Consider the following 21,249-nt stretch of genomic DNA (forward strand, 5'->3'; position numbering starts at 1 on the left):
CTAGCAGGGTGGGGATCATTAGTACGCCGAACCAACCGATATATAAACGGTTGTTGGTGCTGGTGATCCACTCGCAAAACCGATCCCATACGTTGGCGCTTTCGCGACGTTGAATGGTAGCTGTCATTGTTTTATAAATGCAATTATTTGTGAATGAATTAGGTAGGTTTGACTACCTGTTACACATCTTAAATAATTTATTGCGTTTTGTAAAGTACTCTGAGAAAAACATTTCTCTTGGGATTTACGCACCCGGAGTAGAAAATCCCCAACTCACTGAAAAAAGGGAGGCTCTGCGTAGTGAATAAGCAGGGGGGCAGGTGGTCACTGAGCGTAGTCGTAAAGCCTGCGGCATAGCTACGCTTCGGGCGCAGCCTCTCAAAGAGAAGTGGAGGAGGATCTATATTAACGATTAGCTATTAGCCATTCTTCACGAATAGTTGATGGCAGGGGCGGGCGCAAGCAAAGATAAACAAGTGGACCGAGTAGCGGGACAAACGCTACAGCCCAAAACACCTGGGGATTATTCCAGTGGCGACGAGCGATATCATCGCCAAGGATTGTGGGGAATAAAAGACAAAAAAGGCAAAATGCCAAGCTCATGCCATTAATAAAGCGATCACTTTGGAACTGCTGCCCAAAATCTCCCCAATCACCTAAAACAAACGCATAGGCGATCAAAGCAACAGTACTTAAACTCAAAACAATCCCAAAAAAACGAGAATCCAGCAGCCTTAAAAAAGCATCCTTGTGTCCAGAAAATTCTTGATTTGGTTCACGAAAAGCCAAATATGGTATAAGACCAAGCACTCCTGATGCTAATGATGCCAGGGCAAAAGGCCAAAAAGAAATGCGTTGCATTCTGCCATCAATAAACAACAAACCACTGTAAATTAGTAGCCAGATGCCCACTAGAGAAAACAAGGAAAGGATAATTGGATTTATTGCAAGCCACTGAAGAGTAAATATATTTTTCAGTAGCATTAAAGTTTCTTGTAAATGCAGAGGCGGTGCTAACAGTAAAATATAGGCTATAAATCCAAGCCATACTAACCACAATGCAACTTTTCTATTCATCATTTTTTGATGGTATGCATTTAAGATAATTACTAATTTATAATTCGTATTTTTTGCATCTAAATCCCCCTTTCTATAGAACGCTGTCTTTAGCTTGCTTAAAAATAGTGGTAAATCTATACGTGATTTTTGTTTCAGTTGGGGATTTAGACCCCAACTGAAACTGTCTTTAAATTACGAATTACAAATTACTTTAATTTACAGCTGGCTGCTGACTGGGTATTTCCTCTACACCCACTTCTGTTAGAGGTGGACGCACACACAAATAAATCAATGGGCCGAATAGCGGTATCAACGCTATTAACCAGAACATCTGTGGATTTTCCCAACCACGACGCCCCATATCATCCCCTAGCAAAGCTGGAAATAATAGGCAAAGTAGACAGAAATCTAAACTCATCACATTGATGAAGCGGTTAGTTTGCCACTGTTGCACAAAATTCCCCCAATCTCCTCCTGTTAAACCATAGGCAACTAGAATAATCGTGCCTACCGTCAAGATAACCCCGGTCACACGAGAATCTAGCAGCTTGAGCAAGGCATTCTTTTTACCGACAAACTTATTATTTGGTTCTCTAAGGGCTAAATATGGTAACAAGGCAAATGCCCCGACTCCAAAAGAGGCAGTAGCAAATAACCAAGCAGGTATTTTTTGTCCTCTACCATCAATAAATACTACTGCACTGTAGATGAGAGGCCAGATGCCCATGAGGTTGAATAGTGCTACGACTAATGGGTTAATGCCTTGCCATTGGCCAGTAGAAAGGTTTTTAATTAACTCGAATGTACCAGGTTGCTCAGGAGGAGCGAGGAAAAAAGCATAGGTAGTGAATCCCAGCCACAGCACGCCAAAGGCAATTTTTCTAACCATGAAAGAGTTAAAAGGTATTAATTATTGATTTTGCCACTATAAATTAGCCTTATCTACCTGCTATGGTATTGTTCTTTTGTCTAACCCCGTAGCAGGTTGTCTCTATTAGGGATTGAAATAACTGAAAGCTTCTGAAAGGTAATCAGCAGCAGATGCTACTATTGCGATCGCATTTTCATAATCTAGACGCGTTGGGCCCAAAACTCCCACACTTCCTACTGGTATTGAACCTCGGCGATAGGTGGAAGAAATCAAGGTGCAAGTGCGTATCGGTTCTAGAAGATTTTCTGCGCCAATGCGAACCGTTACCTTTGACTTACCTACATCCTCAAGTTCTGGTTCCTCAAATATTAATCGCCATAGTTGGTCTTGTTCTTCTTCCAACAGGTGGATAATTGTTTGTACCTGCTGTAACTGGGAAAATTCGGGCTGGCGTAAAACTTCTGACACACCCCGAACCATAATTTGGGTTGCAGTCGGCGCATGAGTGCGACGAGTCAATTCGGCAACTGAATGTTTCAAAAATTCCCCGTAGCGTTGGAATTCCTGATCTAGTTCGCTCCAGTTGAGGTTGGCTAATTCCAACAGACTTCGGCCCCGCAAGTGGGTATTCAAAAAGTTAGAAACAATTTGTAACTCCCGATCAATTACCTCTGAATCTCGTTGTGTTTCTTCTGGTATTGGTGACAAATCCATCAACTTGGAATGTGTCTCATAACTATCGGTAACTACAATTAACATGATCCGCCCCGCTTCAATTTGCACCAATTGCAGATGTCGCAATAGTGCTGTGGTAGTTTGCGGCATAGTAATCAAGCTAATGCAACCACTCAAGGTTGCTAAAATTTGTGCGGCTCCTTGCAGTAGGGTTTCTAAACTCCAATCTTCCCACTGGAGGCGCTTTTGCAATGCCATTTCTACTTCTCGTCCTAAAGTCTCTGTACTACTTTGTGGAAGCAAGCTAGCAAGAGCGTCTGTCTGCGATACGCTGCGCGAACGCAGAGAAGGTGTAATTAGCTGGTCAACATAAATGCGATAACCTGAATCTGAAGGGACACGTCCAGCAGAGGCGTGTGGTTGGTAGAGTAACCCGGATTTTTCTAAAACGCCCATCACATTGCGAATTGTGGCTGAACTTACACCCAGGTCGTACTCTTCGACCAAAGCTTTTGAACCAACAGGCTCTGCCGTAGCAATGTAGTGACGTACCGTTGCCCAAAGTATATGCTGTTGTCGATTTGTTAACTGGACTTCCATAGGGTATGTAATGCTTGGCGGCAAATTTTAATCAAAGTCTGGAAAAATTTTTGGATTTAATTGAAAACTAAGAATATTAATAATTTATTAAGATAACAAATTATACACTTATATTGTGATAATTAATTTTAAGGTTCACGTACACCATTCTTTTAACGGATCTTTGCAGCAAAAGCTGAGAGCTTGAATTTACAACATCCTATTTTTGGCTTATTTTTGCATAATTCTACACTTGTAAAAGTATTACTGTATACGTATTTTTGCGGCGATCGCAGCTAAGATTGAGGTCGAAAAGTTTCGTAATTATGTAGCCAGTGGACAGAGTTGTAAGCTTTCTGGGCAAGCCGCTAAGTTTTTATGTTCTGCTATTTTTAGCATAGCAAAAGCCAGATGGAAGAGTAAGTTCCATCTGAGTGATGCACTTAAACACAAGCTAATACTGGGGAATTGAATGGTCTACTAAGACGGAATAAGCATCAATACCACCCGAAATATTTTGCACATTTGTAAAACCTTGAGCAATTAACCACTGGCACATCTGAGCAGAGCGGATGCCGTGATGGCATAGTACAAGGGTTTCAGCTTGGGGATTGAAGAGGTTAGGAACTTGATCTCCCCATTCGGCAAATTGGCTTAAAGGTAGATTGACAAAGCCCTCAATGCTAGCAATCTCCAATTCTTGTGGTTCGCGTACATCTACTAGCTGAATACTTGCATCATCAGAAGAAAGACGTTGTGCCAGTTCTTGTACACTTATGTGGTTCATGGGTTGACTAAAAGAATTCCCTATAAACAGTCCTAATACTATTTATGGTGACAGAAAATCTCTACCTTTGCATGAGTATCCATTCTCAAGAAGGTCGATAAATCCTGGTAGGCTTTCTGCTTAAATGGCTGTAAACCGTCTTTTTTAAAGGTTTAATGTGAATAGGCAACGCTCATTTATTGGTTTCATCGTAGCTGGTGCGATCGCACTGCTAGTAATTGCGATCGCTAGCTTTTACTGGTTTTTTGCTAAAAGTCCGGCTAACATCACTGCTTCTACCGGACAGCCGAATGCAGCCATATTCGTGTCGAAACTTTCCCCGGCAATGGTTTCATTGCTGGCGAATCCTGACCGTTTGCAGGCGTTGGAGCGTGAAGGAGAACTATCTCAACTCAAAACCAGTTTATTTGCCAAGAGTGGCATAGATTACAAAGAAGACGTTCAACCCTGGTTAGGGGGCGAAATTACCTTAGCTATCACCACCTTAGATATTGATCGCGATCGAGAAAACGGACAGCAGCCAGGGTATTTGTTGGCACTAGCAACCAAGCAACCGGAGAAAAGCCGCGAGTTTGTCGAGTTGTTGTTTTCCAAACGGGCGTTAGGTGGGGCAAATTTAACTGTTGAACAATACAAAGGTGTAAAGCTAATTTATGACAATTCTCAACCAGAGCGGGACTTGCTTGCAGGTGCTGTTGTTGGTGAAGGCTTTGTGTTGTTTGCCAATGATCCGAAAGTGTTGCGAGATGCAATCAATAATGTTCAAGCTCCCGATCTAAATTTGATTAGCTCCCCCAAATACCAAAAAGCTATTAAAGAATCACCCAAAGGTGCTTTAGCTGTAGCTTTCTTGAATCTTCCCATCGTGGCAAAATGGCAAGGTTTAGAATTGCCAGAACAAACCTACGATAGCGAGATTATTTCTCTGGCGTTCAACCCCAAAGGATTGCTAGCAGAAACCAGCTTTCTAACTTCATCAGAAATTGTTTCCCCATCTTCACCACTATTTAAACCTGTAGGAGCATTGCAGTATGTTCCAGCGTCCGCAGGTTTGGCAATTTCTGGCTCAAATTTGAGTAATTTGGGTAACAGTGATTTAGCCAAACTCTGGAGACAAGCAACAGCAACTATATATGGTTCTGAGAAAGATGTGGTTTCTCGGTTAGCTAAACCCTTGGCGGATGTTCAAAAACGCTGGGGTATAAACTTACCAGAGGATATTTTTAGCTGGGTACAGGGAGAATATGCCGTAGCATTGTTACCTGAGAAAGAGCAAACAACTCCTCATTGGATGTTTGTAGTAGAAAAATCCGAGAGTGTAGAACAAGGCGTTGCTCGATTAGATGCGATCGCCTCATCAAATGGACTCAGCATTAATTCCCTGACTATAGACAAGCAAAAAATCTTTGCTTGGACAGAGTTAACTACGGCTACTAAAAAAAGTGATATTAAAGAGGGAGCATCTTTCAGCATTGAAACAAAAGTCCGAGGATTGCATACAACTTTAGGGAATTACGAAATTTTCACCTCTGACTTAGAAACGATGGATGAAATTATCACAGCCAAGGATGATTCCTTAATTGACAATCCCAATTTCCAAGATAGTATTGCTGCGATTCCCTTACCAAATCAAGGCTATATATATCTTGACTGGACAAAGAGCCAAAATTTGTTAGAGGGTCAAGTACCGATTCTCAAACTAGTGGAAGTTTTAGGGAAACCGTTTTTTGATAATCTGCGATCGCTTACAGTTAGTAGTTATGGAACTGACACGCGATCGCTCAAAGGTGGTGTTTTCTTCCAACTCAATAATTCGTGATATTTTCACAAAAGTTCAAGTGCAGAAGGTTAAAATTTTTTTTACTTTCTGCACTTTTTTATGGGTTCTCTTTAAGAGAGAACAGCCTGCATCTAACAAAAGTAATTACATTCAAATAAAAATAATAAGTTAGGGAATTGTAGCTGCTGTTTAGATCAATAAACAACCTAGCAACTAGCTGCTTGCTTTAAAAACCTTTAGTTGTGTCACATTTTAATGTGGCACAACTAACTGAAATTTTACTGGAGTTTTTTCATTAGAATATGTATATATCACTACTAATTTAACAGCCTGTTGGAGGGCTACTATGAAATACTGTTGCCCCCGACTTCAGTTTCGCGGCGGCTGCCTGTTGGCTTTAATTAGCACCATCACAGCTACGCCTGTAATAGCAGAGACAGTGAATTTTGGCACTTTCAAATTATCAACCAACTTTAATCCAGCACAAGGAACAGTGCAGGGGTTTACAGGTGGCTCTTATTCATTGTCTGCCATAAGTAACCGCGATCGCGATCAAAAAGCCTGTATTGGCTTTGCCGATCCTAATCCAGATCATATTATGGTTTTGGAAAATGAATTTTCCCAGTTAACAATCCAAGTCGATAGCAACAACACCGACACTACTTTACTAATTCAAGGCCCAGATCAAACTACGATTCGTTGCGGCGATGACACTGGTAAAAGTAAAGATGCTAGCGTTAGCGATCGCAACTGGAAAAGTGGCACCTATCGGATTTGGGTAGGTACATTTAATCCTGGGGTTAAGCAAGATTATACTTTGAAGGTTGAGCAGTAGTGAAGTGAGGAGTGGGGGATAAGGGGGATGAGGGAGCAGGGGAGGCAGGGGGACAAGGGGACAAGAGGTGAGAACTTGAAACAAGCCTTTCCCCAATGCCCCATGCCCCATTCCCAATTCCCAATTTTTAGGTATCACGCCTGAGAGGATAATATGGGAGAGTAGCTTGTTGTGCTTTCCGAGGGTGCTATCTCGTGCTATCTATACTGCGTGCTGACTTTCGTATCATATTTGAACGTGACCCAGCTGCTCGTAACTGGTTGGAAGTTTTATTTTGTTACCCTGGTTTGCAAGCCCTGCTATTCCATAGGCTGGCTCACTGGTTGTACACTGTTGGTCTTCCCTTTATTCCCCGCCTGATTTCTCACGTGGCTCGGTTTTTGACTGGAATTGAAATCCACCCTGGTGCAGTAATTGGAAAAAGTGTGTTTATTGACCACGGGATGGGTGTAGTAATTGGTGAAACTGCGATCGTGGGAGACTATGCCCTAATTTATCAAGGTGTCACCCTTGGAGGTACTGGTAAAGAATGTGGTAAGCGCCATCCTACTGTGGGTGAAAATGTCGTAGTTGGGGCTGGAGCTAAGGTACTGGGCAATATCCAAATTGGTAATAATGTCCGTATTGGCGCTGGGTCTGTTGTTCTAAGGGATGTGCCTTCAGACTGCACTGTGGTAGGCGTGCCTGGGCGGATTATGTATCGTTCTGGAGTTCGGGTTGCACCTCTTGAACACAATAACTTACCAGATTCAGAAGCCCAAGTAATTCGTGCTTTAGTTGACAGAATTGAGGCGTTAGAAGAACAAATACAAACTCTTCAGCGCACCAATTCTTCAGAAAAAACTCCTGTTTTAGTGGGTTGTTTAGCTACCAAAGAGGATGAGCTAACCCACGATACTCGCTGGTGCAACCTCAAAGATAAGACTATCCAGCAATTTCTAGATGGTGCTGGCATTTAGTTAAACGTCAAGGGTTAAGGGTCAATCTTTTGACTCTTGACCTCACGGATTAATCGCTTCGCTAGACCACTCTTGCTGGTCATTACGGCAGTAAAGCCATCGATTTTGTGGTTCGCCGCGTAATTCTAAATGGTCTACTTGCATCGGATCAAGTAGCAGTAGACAAAAATTAGGTACTGGCTCAATAGGATCGGGTGCTGGTGGCTCAAAAGCTCCTACTTCTTGGATTCTAGCTTTACCAGGATGGGGCCAAGCAAACTGTAAACGCGCCGCGTCACTTAATTCTTGCCATATTGCTATCCGGGCTAGCTGTAAATCCTGGTCAAAATCATCACCGCTTACCAGGGTCAAATAGCCAGCAATGCGGAATTGTTCGCGTGTATTGGGGAAATACCAGCAAACTTCTGCCCAAGGTTGTTGCTGTATCTGGTCGGCTTTAGCACTACGAGTATCAGTAATAAATTTTAGCTGGTTTGTATCTTCTAAAAAACCGCGAAACACTAGGGTACGATTAGCGGGGCGACCGTTCGCCTGCACCGTTGCTAGTTGGAGGTAACGGGCATAAACAAGGCTGCGGTTGCGATGGAGTGCATGAGCGATCGCGCTTCGCCAAGGAGCAAGAGTCATTATAAACTTTCGTACCTAAGTATTAAGTATACTACTGTTAACAAAACAAAAACACAAACTTTCTAATTATATATAAATGGTTACAATTCCAATAATAGATTTAACTGCGTTTAGCAATGGTGACACAATAACTCGGCAAAATATTATCAAACAAATCTATCAAGCTTGCCATGAAATTGGCTTCATGTACTTGCAGAATTCAAGAATATCAAAAGACTTAATAAAGCAAGTATTCAGTTACAGTAAATATTTCTTCAATTTACCCTTAGAAGTTAAGCAAAAGCAACCTTGGAGTGATGAGTTTAATAATACAGGATACGTCAGTCTTGAAAGAGAACGTCTTGACCCCAATAAACCAGGCGACTTGAAAGAGGCGTTTAATGTAAACAAACAAGCGGCTATAAGAATAGATCCTTCTATTCTCGCCTTTTATGATAGTTGCACAGAACTTGCTAACACAGTGTTACAAGCTTATGCTTTGGCGTTGGAATTGCCAGAAGATTTTTTTATCACAAAACACAATCAACAAAATCATACCTTGCGATCGCTCCACTATCCCCCATTGCAGACACCACCCAAATCTGGACAGGTGCGTGCTGGTGAGCATTCCGATTATGGCAGTATTACTTTACTTTTCCAAGATGACGTTGGCGGGTTGGAAGTACAGACACCTTCTGGAGAGTGGATTGCTGCACCTGCGATTCCTGATACTGTGGTAGTTAATACTGGCGATTTAATGCAACGGTGGACAAATGATATGTTTTGCTCAACCAAGCATCGAGTAATTATTCCCAGCGATAACAGGGTGAACCAGTCGCGTTATTCTATGGCTTTTTTCTGTCATCCTAATGATGATACAGAAATAGCTTGTCTAGAAAGTTGCCAGAAAGAACAATCGCCTATCTATCCGGCTATCTTGGCGGGAGAATATCTTTTAAGTCGTTTACAAGCAACTTATGGTAATTCATAATTCATAAAATATGAAAACCTACGACTGGATTGTGGTTGGTGGTGGAATTGCAGGTGCTGCACTGGCATACGAATTAGTAAAAACAGGTTTTGCTGTTCTTTTGTTGGAGCAATATGAAACACCACAGAATGCAACTCGTTATAGTTATGGTGGACTTGCTTATTGGTCGGGTACTACACCACTGACTCGTCTATTGTGCGTAGAAGCGATCGCGCATTACCATATCCTATCTCAAGAGTTAGACGCTAATATCCAGTTTCGGGAATTAGATTTATTACTTACTATTTCAGCCGCTAATGACCCAGAAGCAACGGCTGCATCATATAATCATTTTGCCATTCCACCCCGTTCATTGAGTGTACAAGAAGCTTGTGAGTTGGAACCACTGCTAAATCGGGAGGCGATATCTGGTGCTTTAACTATTAAGCACGGTCATATCCACCCAGAAAAAACAGCACAAGCTTACATCCAAGCTTTTGAGCGTGCTGGGGGTGAAATGCAGATTACTCAAGTATTGCAAGTATTGCAAGATGGTGTAAAAACAACTACTGGAACTTTCCACAGTGCAAACGTTGCCATTTGTGCAGGTGGACTCAGCCGCCAACTACTAAAATCTGCTGGTATTCCCATGAAGCTGTATTTTACCCATGCAGAAATCATTGAAACCCCACCTGTGGATATGCAGTTACGCACCTTAGTTATGCCAGCTAATCTGCAACGATTTCAACTAGAAGCTGAATCTACTCAAGTTGATGAATTGTGGAATCAGCCAGGTAATGAGCCGGTACCGCCAATTTTAGATGCGGGTGCCATTCAGTTTCAAGATGGTAGCCTTCGCATCGGTCAAATTAGCCGTGTTCTCACAGATCCTTATGCCAAGGTAAACTCAGAGGCGAGTGAAAAATGGTTGCGAAAAAGTGTCGGTGAGGTTTTACCAGCTTTGGAGAATTTACCAGGAACTTGGCATGATTGCTTGGTGGGATTTAGTAGCGATCGCCTACCCTTAATTGGTACTATTCCAGAATTTGAGAGCGTTCATCTATTCTCTGGCTTTAGCAATCCTTTAGTGATTATACCACCTTTGGCAAAGCGCTTTGCTAATTTTGCATCTGGCAACAAAGATGAGATTATTATCCAGCTATCTCTTCATCGCTAACAATAATTTCACAGTACTAGGCTTAACAAAGATTAATAATATAAAGTTATTTTTTTATTACAAAAATCATACATTTTGTATAAGAAGTAACTTTTTCCTAGTAAACTATCGCACTATCATCACACTTTAAAGTTTAATATTGTCAGCTTTCTATTAAGTTGGTTGATTGATCAAGAGGAAAAATCATAAAAAGATGAGAAGACAATTTAACAGACGCAAGTTTTTAATCTACGGTTCTTTAACTTTTGGAAGCAGCTTTTTTCTGAAGGCTTGCGCGAATAATTCCCCGACTGCTACAGAGAGTCCAGCCGCGCCTCCTACTGCTTCTCCTGCTGCGGCTACTGCTGGTGACACCATTAAGGTAGGAATTTTGCACTCTTTGAGTGGTACGATGTCTATTAGTGAAAAAAGCGTTGTTGATGCTGAAAAATTAGCAATCAAAGAAATTAACGCTGCTGGTGGCGTCTTAGGTAAACAAATTGAAGCAATTACCGAAGATGGTGCTTCTAATTGGGATACTTTTAGAGAAAAAGCAACTAAGCTAATTGATCAAGATAAAGTCGCTGTAGTTTTTGGTTGTTGGACATCTGCTAGCCGCAAGAATGTTAAGCCAGTATTCGAGAGCAAAAATCACATGCTCTGGTATCCTGTGCAGTATGAAGGTCAAGAGTGTTCTAAAAATATTTTCTACACTGGTGCTGCTCCAAATCAACAAATTGAACCATCTGTTGATTGGTTGTTAAAAAATAAAGGAAAAGAATTCTTTTTAGTTGGCTCTGACTACGTTTTTCCCCGGACTGCTAACACAATTATTAAAGCTCAATTAGAAGCTTTAGGCGGTAAAACAGTTGGTGAAGATTATTTACCTCTTGGCAATACAGAAGTTACACCAATTATCACTAAAATTAAGCAAAATTTGCCAAATGGTGGCGTAATTTATAACACACTAAATGGTGATAGCAATGTTGCTTTCTTCAAACAATTGAAAGGGGCTGGATTAACACCAGAGAAATATCCTTCCATGTCTGTCAGTATCGCTGAAGAAGAAGTAAAAGCAATTGGTGTAGAGTATCTCCAAGGTCACTATGCAGCTTGGAACTATTTTCAAACAGTAGACACACCTGCTAACAAAAAGTTTGTTGCAGCTTTTAAGAAAGAGTACGGTCAAAATAGGGTGACAAATGACCCAATGGAAGCAGCATACATCGCCGTATATTTGTGGAAGCAAGCAGTGCAAAAAGCTGGAACTACTGATTTAGAAAAAGTGCGGGCTGCGGCTTATGGTCAAACTATAGATGCACCTGAAGGTAAAGTAACAATGGATGCCAATCATCATATATCTAAAATTGTGCGGATTGGTCAAGTTAGACAAGATGGATTGTTTGATATTGTCTATGCTACTCCGACAGCCGTTGAGCCAGTTCCTTGGAATCAATTTGTAAAAGAGACTAAGGGATTTGCTTGTGATTGGAATGACCCGGCTAAGGGTGGTAAATACAAGAAAGCCTAAATAATTCGTAATTCGTAATTAATTACAAATTACGAATTAGTCAATTTTAACTTTGTAGGGTGCGTTATAGCGAAGCGCAACGCACCATTTATCGTTAGTGGGTTACGGTAAAAATATTTATTGCCACTATGTTTATTCACTGGTGTCGTAACACACTTTACAGGTAATTACGAATAAGTAGTGAGGAAAAAAGTGTTAGCAGGATTTTTAGAAGCTGTATTCAATGGCATTAGTATTGGCGCTGTATTATTAATTGCCGCGTTAGGACTAGCTATTATATTTGGATTGATGGGCGTTATCAATATGGCGCATGGTGAATTGATGATGTTTGGTGCTTATACAACATTTGTTGTGCAAAATGTATGTAAGCAATTTGGTGGAGTGTGGTTTGAAGTCTATATATTTTTGGCTTTGATTATTGCTTTTATTTTTACGGCTGCTGTGGGATTAATTTTAGAACGAGGTGTAATTCGTTATCTCTATGGACGACCTCTAGAAACTCTATTAGCAACTTGGGGAGTAAGTTTAATTTTTCAACAGTTTGTTCGCAGTGTGAATTGGGTATTAATAATTGGCATAGCTCTATTTTCTCTGTTATTTTTTGGAGGTTTATGGATTTTAAATTCTCGTACTGATTTAGGAAGAGTTCGTAACTGGATTGTGGCAGTGATATTTTTATTATCGCTGGGGGTGACAATTACAACGGGCAATTTATTAAGTCAAACTTATCAACTAGCGGTGACTCAACCTTGGTTTGGCGCTCAAAATGTGGATGTAACAGCGCCGACTTGGTTACAAGCAGGTATGTCTTTGGGTGGTGTGCAATTGCCCTTTGCTAGGTTATTTATTATTGCTTTAACAATAATCTGTGTGGCGGGAATTTATTTATTTTTACAACGTTCTAGCTGGGGTTTAAGAATTCGGGCTGTGACGCAAAATCGGAGTATGAGTGCTTGTTTGGGAATTCCAACTCAAAAGGTTGATGCGATTACTTTTGCACTGGGTTCTGGTTTAGCTGGTGTGGCTGGATGTGCGATTAGTTTACTCGGTTCTGTAGGGCCAAATACGGGACAAAACTATATTATTGATACTTTTATGGTGGTTGTGGTTGGGGGTGTGGGGAATTTAGCCGGGACGATTGTGGCGGCGTTGGGTATTGGTACGGCTAATTTTTTAATTGGTTCTGGGACTTTGGCTTTGCTGTTGAGTCCTGTTAAGCCTTTGGCTGATTTGTTTACTTTTTTTGCGACGACGAGTATGGCTAAGGTGATGGTATTTGCGCTGATTATTGTGTTTTTACAGTGGAAGCCTGGGGGGATTTTTCCGCAGAAGGGGCGTACTGTTGATGTTTAAAACGAACCGCGAAGACGCAAAGGACGCGAAGAAAGAATGAGGAAGAAGGGAGGAGGGTTAATTTTAATTGAGGTGGGGGTGGTGGTTGCGATCGCACTTTTCCTCATTATCATTATGCCACTGTTGCTGTCGGAGTTTCGTCTAAATTTATTAGGGCGATTTTTGTCGCTGGCAATTGTGGCTTTGGGTATTGATTTGATTTGGGGTTATACTGGTTTACTAAGTTTGGGACATGGTATTTTCTTTGGTTTGGGTGGATATGCGATCGCAATGTACCTGAAACTGCAAGTTCCTACTGGTGAGTTACCTGATTTCATGGGACTTTATGGGGTTACGGAACTTCCCGCCTTTTGGCAACCTTTTTATTCTTTTCCTTTGACAATAGCTTTTGTAGTACTAATTCCAGGGTTATTGGCGGGAATATTAGGATATTTAGTTTTCCGAAATCGCCTCAAGGGAGTTTATTTTTCTATATTGACTCAAGCGGGAACTATTGTATTTTTCAACTTCTTTAACGGTCAACAACAATTTTTCAACGGTACAAATGGACTGATAGATTTTACAACTTTGTTTGGGGCAACGGTCAGTGATGCGAAAACGCAGTTTGTTTTCTACACGTTGACGGTAGTATTTCTCGCAGCCACCTACGGCGTTTGTCGCTGGTTGACAACTGGACGCTTTGGCAGATTGTTGATAGCTATTCGTGATGATGAAAGTCGGGTAAGATTTTCTGGCTACGACCCTACAGATTATAAGGTGCTGGTGTTTGCAGTTTCAGGTGCGATCGCAGGTATAGCAGGAGCATTTTACACCATTCAGAGTGGTTCTGTCTCACCCAGAGCAATGGATATTGCTTTTTCGATTGAAATGGTGATTTGGGTAGCTGTAGGAGGACGCGCTACTTTAATTGGCGCAATTGTCGGAACTTTGTTAGTAAATTATGCTCGCACTTTTTTAAGTGAACAATTTGCTGAAATCTGGCTATTTTTCCAAGGCGCACTATTTTTGATAGTCGTTACAGTGCTTCCTGACGGCATAGTGGGATGGTTGCGTAGCCAGAATATATCTTTTTTCAACCGCCGTCAAGAAATTGCTACATATCCTACCTTAGAAGAAGACGCCGAAGTGCAACATGAACGCGAAAATATTGGAAACTGAAAACGTAACTGTTAGTTTTGACGGATTTAGGGCGATAAATCAGCTTAACTTTAGCATGGATGTGGGTGAATTACGAGTAGTAATTGGCCCCAATGGTGCAGGAAAGACAACATTTCTGGATGTGATTACGGGGAAAGTGCAACCAACCGTTGGGCGAGTTTTATTCAAAGGAAGAAACCTGCGTTCTTTACCTGAATATAAAATTGCGCGGTTAGGAATTGGGCGCAAGTTTCAAACACCGCGAATTTACCTGAATTTAACGCCCCATGAAAATCTAGAAATTACTAGCAACCGTAATAAAAACGTCTTTTCTACTTTGTTTGGACGTTCTAATACTGTTGAAAAGAATAATATTAAAGGATTATTAGAAACTATCGGTTTAACTGCTAAAGCTGACATCAGAGCAGGTTTACTTTCCCACGGCGAAAAGCAGCGTTTAGAAATTGGGATGTTAGTAGCACAGTCACCTGACTTATTACTTGTTGATGAACCCGTTGCTGGTTTAACAGATGAAGAAACTTACAATATTGGCGAACTGCTTTTAGCACTAGCACAAAGTCATTCCATTTTAGTAATTGAACATGATATGGAATTTGTGCGTCAAATTGCCAAGAAAGTAACGGTGTTACATGAAGGTTCGGTACTGTGCGAAGGAAATTTTGAGGAAGTACAAAATGACTCTCGTGTTATTGAAGTATATTTAGGAAAACAGGAAGACTAAATTTTTAGCTCTACAAGGCTTAGATATACTATAGTCACAAGCTTAGTGTATAAGGAAATATGAGGTTTAATGTAACGGTTGACCGTGATGAAGATGGTGCATGGATAGTAGAATGCCCCAGCATTCCGGGTTGTGTCAGTCAAGGTCAGACTAAGGAAGAAGCACTAGAAAATATCAAAGATGCGATAGCTGCCTGCCTACAAGTTCGTGCCCTATTTCATCTGTAAAAAATATCAGTGGTGGCTGTTATTTGGCTACAGTTGACAGTTAATAAGCAACATTATGCTACATTAATATTACAATTTATTAGACGAATTCCCTCATGTTTACTCGTTTTGAAAAGCTATCTAGACGTGCATCAGAGTTGACAAACTGCTTTTACTGTGGCGCTTCTCTTCCAGCAACATCAGGGGAACATATCTTCAACTCATCTTGGGGCGGTTCATATAAAGACAAAAATTTGATTTGCTGTTAATGCACTCTAGCTTTTCAAATTCGACAGACAAAGCTTTTCTTATTTATGTGCAAGCTGTAATGAATTCATGAGTATTCAAATTTAATATTTACATAATTTCTAATGCTAAAAATTTCTAACCTTAACGTTTACTACGGCGAAAGCCACATTCTCCGCAATGTAGATTTAAGCGTACCATCTGGGCAAATGATATGCCTGATTGGACGCAATGGTGTAGGGAAATCTACATTACTTAAAACAATTATGGGTTTACTCAAACCCCGTAGCGGTACAATTAATTTAGCTGGAGAATTAATCAACTCAAAATCACCTGACCAAAGGGCAAAGTTGGGAATTGGTTATGTTCCCCAAGGACGAGAAATTATCCCTCGTTTAACAGTCAAAGAAAATTTGCTGCTGGGGTTAGAAGCTAGACGCAAGCCAGTAAAAAAAGCAGAAATTCCAGAGGAAGTTTTTAGCTTATTCCCGGTGTTAAAAACCATGCTTTCGCGGATGGGTGGTGATTTGAGTGGTGGACAGCAACAACAATTAGCGATCGCTCGTGCTTTAATGGGAGAACCTCAATTACTCGTCTTAGATGAACCCACCGAAGGTATTCAACCCTCCATCATCCTAGAAATTGAAGCCGCAGTTCGTCGCATTGTCGAAACCACAGGCATTTCTGTTTTATTGGTAGAGCAACATTTGCACTTTGTTCGTCAGGCTGATTACTATTACGCCATGCAAAAAGGTGGTATTGTCGCCTCCGGTTCCACAGCCGAACTCAGCCAAGATGTGATTCAACGCTTTCTAGCTGTTTAATTTTTGATATTTTTATATCAACACTGTCGGAAGCAATTAAGTCTGCTGCTTCTTGTAAAAGCTCATGTTGTTCCTTTTGAATGGCTTCTAAGCGACTAGAAATTTCTGCTAATCGTTGTTGCTTACTTGGTTGAAAATTTTCAGGTAACAAAGCTGGCAGGTTATCAATTGTTTTAGTAGCTGTAATTTTTTGAATACCAAAACTGCCAACTTTAGCTAAGGATAGAAAACTAACTTTAATCAAAGCCAGAAGTAATTTTATCGGGACTTGGAGTATTGACCAACTAGCTGTTTCAATTAAGCGGACAATTGCTTTGATGATGCTCCAAAGCAAGGCAAGTGCAAACAGCAAAATCACTATACTAATAATTGGGTGATTAGTTGCCCAACCTAGTACTTGAACTAACCGAAAAAATATCGGGTGTTGTGTCAACCAATCATTTGCAGAAGATGCGATCGCATCTTTAACTGCGCCCGATGTTGTACTCTTAAATTTGTCAGTAGTTTGCCAAGTTTGTTCTAAACTTGTCGTAACTGTATCAATTGCTTTATCAGTAGTTGTAGTTGCTGTTGCCTTCAAAGACTCGCCAACTTGTTGTGCTGAGTTACTTAGAGAGTTAACATTTTCACCTACAAAATCTTTTACATTTTGCAAGCGTTGCAAAATTCCGTTAGATAAATGTATGTCTACTTGGGATGCCATAAAATATTTCACCGAGGTTGAAATCTAACCCGCAACCCATCTTTAGGGCGATTAGTGGGAACCGTAACTACCTCTAAACTTTGATTGGGTAATATCTCCCAATGATAATTGCGTAAAAGATGAGCAGCAACAATCTTCATTTCCATTTTCGCAAAAGCTATACCAATACAGATGCGTGGCCCACCACCGAAACCAACTAAACTAAAAGGATACTTTTTGTGTTCTTGGCGCTCTTGACTGAAACGCTCTGGATCAAAACGCTCTGGTTCAAGGTAAATTTCCTTTAGGCTATGAGTTATCAGAATTGAGTAAAGCAACTGCCAACCAGCAGGAACGTGATAACCTTTAAACTCAAAGTCTTTGATTACACCACGAAACCCACCTCCGACAGGTTGGTGCAATCTTTCAACTTCCCACAAAACCTGCTCTAAATAGGGCATTTTACCCAATTGCTCTAAATCCAAATCACCTTTACTAGCAAGTTGCAATTGTTCAACTCTTGCTTTTTCGAGTACTTCTGGATGACGGGCTAACTCTGTACACAACCAAGTCAGCATCGAAGTAGTTGTTTCATGTCCAGCGAAGAGTAACAGCACCGCTTGGGCAATGATTTCTTTTTCACTTAAACTATTTCCATCTTCATCTTTAGCTTGGATTAACAAGCTGATGGTATCTTTAGTTGGGTTTTGCTGACGTTCTCTAACAACTTGAGTTAGATGCTCTAAAATCTGATCACGAGCTGCTATAGCTTTACCAAATGTAGTAAATGGTAATGGCAACGGATTAATAGCAAACAGCCCATTCGTCAAAGTTGTAAACAACTGGCTGAGGCGCACACATTCAGCCCCAGGACGCGTACCCAACAACAATTGACTGGCAATATCAAATGTTAGCTGTTTAAACTCTTGAAACCAGGTAAACTCCTGTTTTTTCTCCCACTTTTGGAGATACCCGTGCGTAATATCTTCCATTGTGGAGACATAATTCGCCAATGCTGGGCCATGCAACGCCGGCATCATCAAGCGGCGATTTCTGCGGTGTTCCTCTCCATCTTGCAGAAAAAGCGATTCACCCAGTAATGTCTTGAAATTATCAGGCCATCCCTCGCGCCAAGAAAAATCCTCCATGTGGGTTGACAAAACGAACTCTAATGCCTCCGGCCCTGCCATTACCACAGTTGGTCTGCCAAGAAGATGGGTTTTGAAGATAGAACCATACTGGTGATAGCGCTTTTTGACAAAATCGCGGTCGAAAACAAAGGACAGTGTTTCACCTAATACAGGTATACCAAAGCTTCCTGGAGGGATTTGATTACTTTTCATCTCTGGTTTAAAAACTACATATTGGCAGAAATACAATAATATTTATTTTGTCTGAGCGATCGGGGTATCCACAAGAGCAGGAAAATTTTCAAACATTTGTGTCCAAGAGTAGCCGTATCGCAGCCCAACTGCAAACATGAATGCTGCTATACCTAAAATTATGTACAGCAAAGTACGGCTACTCAAGGTAGGTAAAAACCCCACCCCTAGTGTCGGGCTGAGTTTAATTGCGTTAGCGACGTAGGAGCGTCATGGCGAAAAAGCGAATTTCAAATTGGATTTATCCCCAAAATTTAAAGCTTAGGGCAATGAAAGCCGCTCTCAGGTACAATTTCTAGACTTATGTGTACACCGTAGGCTCTTCGAGAGGGGATTAAAGGCTGGGGTGTAACGACTGTGGGAATCATAATTAATTACCCAGACATGATATAAATAGAACTTTCAAGAAGTAAGGCAGCTATGCTGTATTGCTAGAGGTAGAAGAAAAGAGGATTTGACTTGTTTACCCCCAGTTGAACTGCTTCTAGAAAAGCTGTCCTTAAGTAAGAGAGGTTAAAAAAGTGCTTTTTTCATGGTAAAGACTCTACGTACCGGGCTTGATACAATTAGATTATTTAGCAAAGAATTAGGGGTAAAAAATGGGTATTTTAGGTTTAATAATTTGATATTTAATAAAATAAATTGTTATTTGGTATTTTAATAATTTTCAATTAAGGCTAATTTAGAGGTTTACTGTTATTAAAAATTTTATTGTAATAAAATATTTTTGGAAAAATATTTAATTTATTCATAATTTCTGTTTAAAAATTGAATAAACAATAATATGTTTAAATCTGTCCAAATATCAATAATAAAGCAGTGTAATTGGTTCTAAAGATATGGTAATGGGACTTGAGGTAATTGATTTGTCACTACTGATGATGTTATTATTAGAGCGTGGGTTGATTTTGGGTTTATTATCTCCAAGAATTGACTTGTAATGTATCATAGACCAAAATTCATCAGTATTGTTAATTGATTGATTAGCAGTGTGAAATGGCTATGGGTCTGAATATCTAGACTTGATACCAATAAATTGATGAGGTTACAGAGGAGCAAATAACCATGAGCAACTTAACATCTCCACCTACCGATGTTCAACAAACGAAGAAAAAAAACTTAGCAGCAGATAAAAAACCTCGAGCTACAGATGATATTGTACGTAGTTATCTGCAAGAGATCGGGCGTGTAGATTTGTTGACTCGTGAACAAGAGGTTATTTTTGCCCAATATGTGCAGCAGATGATGAATTTACTAGCTGCTAAAGAAGAATTAGGTGTGAAATTAAAGCAGGAACCCACGCTGCAAGAATGGGCAGATCAGGTGGAATTAAGTGTTGAGTTGCTAAAGCAACAGCTAAGTCAAGGACATCAAGCCAAACAGAAGATGATTCAGGCTAATCTCCGGTTAGTGGTAGCAGTGGCAAAGAAATACCAGCACCGCAACCTGGAATTTATGGATTTAATTCAAGAAGGTACTTTGGGTTTAGAGCGAGGGGTAGATAAATTTGATCCTGCTCTTGGTTATAAGTTTTCTACCTACGCTTACTGGTGGATTCGTCAAGGGATCACACGAGCGATCGCCCAACAAGGACGAACAATTCGTTTACCTATCCACGTCTTTGAGAAACTGAACAAAATTAAACGGGTGCAACGAGAATTATCTCAACAGTTAGGTCGCGTTCCTACTACTGCTGAAATTGCTACCGCGTTATCTTTGACACCGAGCCAAGTTCGAGAGTGTTTGTTCTTGGCCCGTCAACCCTTCTCTTTAGAGGCGCGAGTTGGTGAACAACAAGATACAGAATTGCAGGACATACTGGAGGATGATGGCCCTTCTCCCGAAGACTATGCCGTTGAAGAATCTTTGCACCAAGACTTACAAGACTTGTTGGCAAAGCTGTCTCCCCAGCAGCGAGAAATATTAACCTTGCGCTTTGGTCTGACTGATGGATATGAACTTTCTTTAGCACAGATTGGCGATCGCATGGGTATTAGTCGAGAACGAGTGCGTCAAATAGAGCAAAAAGCTCTAAGTCTCCTCCGACGGCAAAAAGAACAAGTGCGTAGTTATCTAGCTAGCTGAGGTTATTTTCTCACAATAAATGTAGGGTATTTAAACTCAGGAAGTCACCATTATAACTGTATAAAACTCAGTCATTTTGGGGGAAAATAGACCTAAGCATCTTAAAGGTTTGATATGAGTACATCAAAGACAGTGCAACAATTGCAAGCACAATGGGTGACTTCTGAAAACTTTCGGCGTTATGGACAGGTGATTTTTGCAAGTCTTGATGGCAAAGCTTACGATGTGGAAGATGCACAGGTAAACCTGCAAAACGGGATTCCACGATTTTATATTATGCGGTTGGAGAAGAGGGGGCAAAAGTTTCACAAAATTACTCGCCATGTGCAATGCACTCAATGTCTGGGTTCTTTGGAAGGAAAAGATTGGTTAATTACAGTTTGTCCTCCTAATAATGATGTGAATGAACCAGCATTAGAAGAGATTGCTGCTTTCCGCATTCCGGGGAATTGTTTTATCAAGCTACATGAGGGTACTTGGCACGCTGGGCCATATTTTGATCATGAAGCTGTAGATTTTTATAATTTGGAACTAGCTGATACAAATGTGGTGGATCATTTTACCCATGATTTTCTCAAGAGTCATCAATTAGAGTTTGAGATGGTTTAGGTGATATTGGGTTTAATGAAATACAAGAACCCCACCCCCAAGCTCCTCGCTTGCGGGGAGGAGCTTGCTTTGATCCCATCTTCCGCACTTCAAAAAGTATTATAAATAATACAAAAATAGTTACTAAGAATATTCATACTATTAAGTATTAATACTGGTAATAGTTATTGGCTGG

At 40.7% G+C, this 21,249-nt stretch carries 21 protein-coding genes and 1 pseudogene; 13 read left to right on the forward strand and 9 right to left on the reverse strand.

The window, feature by feature from the left end; genetic code table 11:
• From H6G26_RS29520 to H6G26_RS29540, 5 genes and pseudogenes are all read right to left on the reverse strand, one after another.
• Positions 1 to 127: pseudogene (locus tag H6G26_RS29520) on the reverse strand (photosystem II q(b) protein); the annotation flags it as partial.
• A gap of 278 nt (positions 128 to 405) precedes the next feature.
• Positions 406 to 1,077 carry a hypothetical protein gene (locus H6G26_RS29525; protein ID WP_190733887.1) on the reverse strand — a complete coding sequence of 224 codons (672 nt, stop codon included), beginning with the start codon at positions 1,075 to 1,077 and terminating at the stop codon, positions 406 to 408.
• A 193-nt stretch (positions 1,078 to 1,270) separates the two neighbouring features.
• Positions 1,271 to 1,948, reverse strand: coding sequence for a DUF2834 domain-containing protein (locus H6G26_RS29530; RefSeq protein ID WP_190733854.1), 678 nt, complete (start codon positions 1,946 to 1,948; stop codon positions 1,271 to 1,273).
• Positions 1,949 to 2,053: 105 nt separating this feature from the next.
• On the reverse strand, positions 2,054 to 3,205 hold the full coding sequence (hrcA, locus tag H6G26_RS29535; RefSeq protein ID WP_190733856.1) for a heat-inducible transcriptional repressor HrcA: 1,152 nt from the start codon (positions 3,203 to 3,205) through the stop codon (positions 2,054 to 2,056).
• 433 nt (positions 3,206 to 3,638) lie between these two features.
• Positions 3,639 to 3,971, reverse strand: coding sequence for a rhodanese-like domain-containing protein (locus H6G26_RS29540; protein ID WP_190733858.1), 333 nt, complete (start codon positions 3,969 to 3,971; stop codon positions 3,639 to 3,641).
• Positions 3,972 to 4,128: 157 nt separating this feature from the next.
• Here H6G26_RS29540 and H6G26_RS29545 point away from each other — a divergent pair, with 157 nt between their 5' ends.
• The 3 genes from H6G26_RS29545 (at position 4,129) to cysE (ending at position 7,545) form a co-directional block, all read left to right on the forward strand.
• Complete coding sequence (locus H6G26_RS29545) at positions 4,129 to 5,790, forward strand: DUF3352 domain-containing protein (protein ID WP_190733860.1); 1,662 nt, start codon at positions 4,129 to 4,131, stop codon at positions 5,788 to 5,790.
• Between the two features lie 307 nt (positions 5,791 to 6,097).
• A complete protein-coding gene (locus tag H6G26_RS29550) occupies positions 6,098 to 6,586 on the forward strand; it encodes a hypothetical protein (RefSeq protein WP_190733862.1) in 489 nt (162 codons plus the stop codon).
• A gap of 194 nt (positions 6,587 to 6,780) precedes the next feature.
• Positions 6,781 to 7,545 (forward strand): serine O-acetyltransferase, encoded by a 765-nt coding sequence (gene cysE / locus H6G26_RS29555; RefSeq protein ID WP_190733864.1) that lies wholly within the window; start codon positions 6,781 to 6,783, stop codon positions 7,543 to 7,545.
• Positions 7,546 to 7,587: 42 nt separating this feature from the next.
• Here the strand turns inward: cysE and H6G26_RS29560 are convergent, their stop codons facing one another.
• Complete coding sequence (locus tag H6G26_RS29560; protein WP_190733866.1) at positions 7,588 to 8,172, reverse strand: Npun_F5749 family FMN-dependent PPOX-type flavoprotein; 585 nt, start codon at positions 8,170 to 8,172, stop codon at positions 7,588 to 7,590.
• A gap of 76 nt (positions 8,173 to 8,248) precedes the next feature.
• Between H6G26_RS29560 and H6G26_RS29565 the strand changes: the two genes are divergently transcribed.
• From H6G26_RS29565 to urtE, 8 genes are all read left to right on the forward strand, one after another.
• On the forward strand, positions 8,249 to 9,142 hold the full coding sequence (locus H6G26_RS29565) for an isopenicillin N synthase family oxygenase (protein ID WP_190733868.1): 894 nt from the start codon (positions 8,249 to 8,251) through the stop codon (positions 9,140 to 9,142).
• Between the two features lie 10 nt (positions 9,143 to 9,152).
• A complete protein-coding gene (locus tag H6G26_RS29570) occupies positions 9,153 to 10,298 on the forward strand; it encodes an FAD-binding oxidoreductase (protein WP_190733870.1) in 1,146 nt (381 codons plus the stop codon).
• Between the two features lie 193 nt (positions 10,299 to 10,491).
• A complete protein-coding gene (gene urtA, locus H6G26_RS29575; protein ID WP_190733871.1) occupies positions 10,492 to 11,808 on the forward strand; it encodes an urea ABC transporter substrate-binding protein in 1,317 nt (438 codons plus the stop codon).
• A 192-nt stretch (positions 11,809 to 12,000) separates the two neighbouring features.
• Positions 12,001 to 13,161, forward strand: a complete 1,161-nt coding sequence (locus H6G26_RS29580) for a branched-chain amino acid ABC transporter permease (RefSeq protein ID WP_190733889.1) — start codon at positions 12,001 to 12,003, stop codon at positions 13,159 to 13,161.
• Between the two features lie 36 nt (positions 13,162 to 13,197).
• A complete protein-coding gene (gene urtC, locus H6G26_RS29585) occupies positions 13,198 to 14,319 on the forward strand; it encodes an urea ABC transporter permease subunit UrtC (RefSeq protein ID WP_190733874.1) in 1,122 nt (373 codons plus the stop codon).
• Positions 14,294 to 15,040 (forward strand): urea ABC transporter ATP-binding protein UrtD, encoded by a 747-nt coding sequence (urtD, locus tag H6G26_RS29590; protein ID WP_190733876.1) that lies wholly within the window; start codon positions 14,294 to 14,296, stop codon positions 15,038 to 15,040. The genes urtC and urtD overlap by 26 nt, the downstream gene beginning before the upstream one ends.
• A 59-nt stretch (positions 15,041 to 15,099) precedes the next feature.
• Complete coding sequence (locus H6G26_RS29595) at positions 15,100 to 15,267, forward strand: type II toxin-antitoxin system HicB family antitoxin (protein WP_190733878.1); 168 nt, start codon at positions 15,100 to 15,102, stop codon at positions 15,265 to 15,267.
• Between the two features lie 350 nt (positions 15,268 to 15,617).
• On the forward strand, positions 15,618 to 16,316 hold the full coding sequence (gene urtE, locus H6G26_RS29600) for an urea ABC transporter ATP-binding subunit UrtE (protein WP_190733880.1): 699 nt from the start codon (positions 15,618 to 15,620) through the stop codon (positions 16,314 to 16,316).
• Here urtE and H6G26_RS29605 read toward each other — a convergent pair.
• From H6G26_RS29605 to H6G26_RS43905, 3 genes are read right to left on the reverse strand one after another with little or no spacing between them, the layout of a single operon-like run.
• The gene (locus tag H6G26_RS29605; protein ID WP_190733882.1) at positions 16,279 to 17,019 is read right to left on the reverse strand and encodes a hypothetical protein; all 741 of its coding nucleotides are present in this window, start codon (positions 17,017 to 17,019) and stop codon (positions 16,279 to 16,281) included. The genes urtE and H6G26_RS29605 overlap by 38 nt on opposite strands.
• 8 nt (positions 17,020 to 17,027) lie before the next feature.
• A complete protein-coding gene (locus H6G26_RS29610) occupies positions 17,028 to 18,341 on the reverse strand; it encodes a cytochrome P450 (RefSeq protein ID WP_190733883.1) in 1,314 nt (437 codons plus the stop codon).
• Between the two features lie 42 nt (positions 18,342 to 18,383).
• Positions 18,384 to 18,512, reverse strand: coding sequence for a hypothetical protein (locus H6G26_RS43905; RefSeq protein ID WP_277883926.1), 129 nt, complete (start codon positions 18,510 to 18,512; stop codon positions 18,384 to 18,386).
• A gap of 933 nt (positions 18,513 to 19,445) precedes the next feature.
• Here H6G26_RS43905 and H6G26_RS29615 point away from each other — a divergent pair.
• On the forward strand, positions 19,446 to 20,465 hold the full coding sequence (locus tag H6G26_RS29615; protein ID WP_199327144.1) for an RpoD/SigA family RNA polymerase sigma factor: 1,020 nt from the start codon (positions 19,446 to 19,448) through the stop codon (positions 20,463 to 20,465).
• Positions 20,466 to 20,579: 114 nt separating this feature from the next.
• On the forward strand, positions 20,580 to 21,074 hold the full coding sequence (locus H6G26_RS29620; RefSeq protein ID WP_190733885.1) for an ureidoglycolate lyase: 495 nt from the start codon (positions 20,580 to 20,582) through the stop codon (positions 21,072 to 21,074).
• Positions 21,075 to 21,249 lie beyond the last annotated feature (175 nt).

The sequence above is a fragment of the Nostoc sp. FACHB-888 genome, from assembly GCF_014696655.1.
GTDB lineage: Bacteria > Cyanobacteriota > Cyanobacteriia > Cyanobacteriales > Nostocaceae > Nostoc.

Excerpts from the sequence above, each read along its gene's own strand:
- H6G26_RS29525 (WP_190733887.1), bottom strand. The coding sequence starts at position 1,077 with ATGAATAGAAAAGTTGCATTGTGGTTAGTATGGCTTGGATTTATAGCC.
- H6G26_RS29530 (WP_190733854.1), bottom strand. The coding sequence starts at position 1,948 with ATGGTTAGAAAAATTGCCTTTGGCGTGCTGTGGCTGGGATTCACTACC.
- hrcA (WP_190733856.1), bottom strand. The coding sequence starts at position 3,205 with ATGGAAGTCCAGTTAACAAATCGACAACAGCATATACTTTGGGCAACG.
- H6G26_RS29540 (WP_190733858.1), bottom strand. The coding sequence starts at position 3,971 with ATGAACCACATAAGTGTACAAGAACTGGCACAACGTCTTTCTTCTGAT.
- H6G26_RS29550 (WP_190733862.1), top strand. The coding sequence starts at position 6,098 with ATGAAATACTGTTGCCCCCGACTTCAGTTTCGCGGCGGCTGCCTGTTG.
- H6G26_RS29560 (WP_190733866.1), bottom strand. The coding sequence starts at position 8,172 with ATGACTCTTGCTCCTTGGCGAAGCGCGATCGCTCATGCACTCCATCGC.
- H6G26_RS29565 (WP_190733868.1), top strand. The coding sequence starts at position 8,249 with ATGGTTACAATTCCAATAATAGATTTAACTGCGTTTAGCAATGGTGAC.
- H6G26_RS29570 (WP_190733870.1), top strand. The coding sequence starts at position 9,153 with ATGAAAACCTACGACTGGATTGTGGTTGGTGGTGGAATTGCAGGTGCT.
- urtA (WP_190733871.1), top strand. The coding sequence starts at position 10,492 with ATGAGAAGACAATTTAACAGACGCAAGTTTTTAATCTACGGTTCTTTA.
- urtC (WP_190733874.1), top strand. The coding sequence starts at position 13,198 with ATGAGGAAGAAGGGAGGAGGGTTAATTTTAATTGAGGTGGGGGTGGTG.
- urtD (WP_190733876.1), top strand. The coding sequence starts at position 14,294 with ATGAACGCGAAAATATTGGAAACTGAAAACGTAACTGTTAGTTTTGAC.
- H6G26_RS29595 (WP_190733878.1), top strand. The coding sequence starts at position 15,100 with ATGAGGTTTAATGTAACGGTTGACCGTGATGAAGATGGTGCATGGATA.
- urtE (WP_190733880.1), top strand. The coding sequence starts at position 15,618 with ATGCTAAAAATTTCTAACCTTAACGTTTACTACGGCGAAAGCCACATT.
- H6G26_RS29605 (WP_190733882.1), bottom strand. The coding sequence starts at position 17,019 with ATGGCATCCCAAGTAGACATACATTTATCTAACGGAATTTTGCAACGC.
- H6G26_RS29610 (WP_190733883.1), bottom strand. The coding sequence starts at position 18,341 with ATGAAAAGTAATCAAATCCCTCCAGGAAGCTTTGGTATACCTGTATTA.
- H6G26_RS29615 (WP_199327144.1), top strand. The coding sequence starts at position 19,446 with ATGAGCAACTTAACATCTCCACCTACCGATGTTCAACAAACGAAGAAA.
- H6G26_RS29620 (WP_190733885.1), top strand. The coding sequence starts at position 20,580 with ATGAGTACATCAAAGACAGTGCAACAATTGCAAGCACAATGGGTGACT.